Here is a 2,133-nt window from a genome sequence, read left to right on the forward strand (position 1 = left end):
TTCCCAGAGCGGGAGAGCGGGAGAGGGGGAGAATGCTTCTTCTTCACCAACTTACGATCTGATTTATGTGGGTGGAGCTTTGGGAGTTATTCATGCGGCGGTGATGGCGCAATTGGGCTACCGGGTGCTGCTGCTGGAACGGTTGCCTTTTGGACGGATGAATCGGGAATGGAATATTTCTCGCAATGAGTTTCAAACTGCGATCGATTTGGGTTTATTTACGCAAGCGGAGTTTGAAAATTTAATTGCGCGGGAGTATGTTGACGGTTTCAGCAAATTCTTCGACGCTAACAATCCCCCGCACTTAAAAGCGCCCGTACTGCATACGCCAACAGTATTAAATGTCGGTTTGGATGCGGAAAAACTGCTGCGGGTGTGTGGAGAAAAGTTAAGAGCGGCTGGGGGTGATATTTGGGATGAAACTGAGTTTATCAGGGCAGATATCGCAGAGAAGCAAGTTGTCGTGTCTGTGAAACACTTACCGACAGGGACTGAGAAACAAGCCAGCGGGCGTCTGCTAGTGGATGCGATGGGAACTGCTTCACCCATAGCTTGGCAGCTCAACGGCGGTCGCGCTTTTGACAGCGTTTGTCCTACGGTAGGAGCTGTATTGAGCGGATTTGAGCCGGGTGTGTGGGATGCAGACTATGGCGATGTGCTTTACAGTCACGGGGATATTTCGCGAGGGCGTCAGTTAATTTGGGAATTATTTCCAGCGGAAGGCGACGATCTCACCATTTATTTGTTTCACTATCATGAGGTGAATGCCAAAAATCCCGGTTCGTTGTTGGAGATGTACGAAGACTTTTTCACCATATTACCGGAGTATCGCCGCTGCGATATGGATAAGTTGGTTTGGAAAAAGCCGACGTTCGGTTATATACCGGGACATTTTAGCGTGGGAAGTCGCGATCGCACTGTCGCGTTCGATCGATTAATTGCGATCGGTGACGCCGCCTCTCTGCAATCTCCCCTCGTCTTCACCGGTTTTGGTTCTTTAGTTCGCAATCTGGGGCGTTTAACTCATCTTTTGGATACAGCTCTCAAACACGACCTTTTAAGCGCAAAGCATTTGAACCAAATTCGCGCTTATCAAAGCAATATTTCCGTGACTTGGTTATTTTCTAAAGGCATGATGGTTCCTACCGGAAGGCACTTGCCACCGCAGCGAATTAATGCTATGTTGAATACCTTTTTTGGTATTTTGGCAGCCGAACCTAAAGATGTGGCGGAGAAATTTATTAAAGATAAGACAGACTGGCTGACTTTTAATAAGCTCGCTCTCAAAGCCGCTAGGATCAATCCAGCTTTGCTGCTGTGGATATGGGAACTAGCAGGTGTCAAAGATATGTTGCGTTGGTTGGGAAGTTACCTCGACTTTACCTTGGGCGCTTTATGCGGTTGGTTGCTGGGCGGTTGGTTGCCAAACTGGTTGGCGCAGCAACAGCCTTGGTTAGAAAAAAGCTTTCCTAGCTTGTGGTTGTGGTTGCTTAGCCAAAGTTACGCCTTTACTGCGGGCATGGGGCGATCGAAACTTCGCAGTTTTCGTATTTCAGCATATCAAAATTCGCGACGAAGTGAGCAATTAACAATGAAAAATTAAGCAAGAAATCTGTTTTGTTCTTTTTCTTCGTTCCCAACTTTAGCACAAATGAATGGCAAAGATAGTCCCGAAATGATATCCAGCATCCCGTTAAAAGAATCTCTGTTGCGGTTGTCAGTTTCTCCCATCAAAGCAGATCGGGAAGCGATCGCACGCATCGAACGGGAGACGGGTAAGCAAATTCAGACAATTATCGCCGAACTCGATAGCGCTGAAATTACTTTAAAAGCGCTGGAAGAGCAACCAGTACCTAAATACAGTCAGTTAATTGAGCGGATTAAAAGAGCGTCCTTCGTGGCAGCGCTGTTGGGATTGCTGGGACTTTTCCTCCTACCTGAAAATCGTTTTGCCGTCGCGATCGTTTTGGGTTTTGCCCTTGGTTTGTTTGCACCCATTCGACAAAGAAAAATGATTGGGGATGACTGGCAATGAGGGGGATCGGGGCTATAAAAGTCAACCGATTTTGGATTTTGGATTTTGGATTTTGGATTGACTGCACCCACTTTCTTGACGCAGCTTGGAAATTTTAG

At 47.0% G+C, this 2,133-nt stretch carries 2 protein-coding genes; both read left to right on the top strand.

The annotated features are described in order from the left end of the window. The coding region (locus tag H6S82_RS30375) for a flavin-dependent dehydrogenase (RefSeq protein ID WP_191057260.1) at positions 1-1,603 on the top strand (1,603 nt) is incomplete at its 5' end. Positions 1,604-1,651: 48 nt separating this feature from the next. Further along, on the top strand, positions 1,652-2,035 hold the full coding sequence (locus tag H6S82_RS30380) for a hypothetical protein (RefSeq protein WP_190462210.1): 384 nt from the start codon (positions 1,652-1,654) through the stop codon (positions 2,033-2,035). Positions 2,036-2,133 lie beyond the last annotated feature (98 nt).

The organism is Planktothrix sp. FACHB-1355 (assembly GCF_014748295.1).
Lineage (GTDB): Bacteria > Cyanobacteriota > Cyanobacteriia > Cyanobacteriales > Aerosakkonemataceae > Aerosakkonema > Aerosakkonema funiforme_A.

Bases quoted from the DNA above. Each gene is read 5' to 3' on its own strand.
- H6S82_RS30380 (WP_190462210.1), top strand. From the start codon at position 1,652: ATGAATGGCAAAGATAGTCCCGAAATGATATCCAGCATCCCGTTAAAA.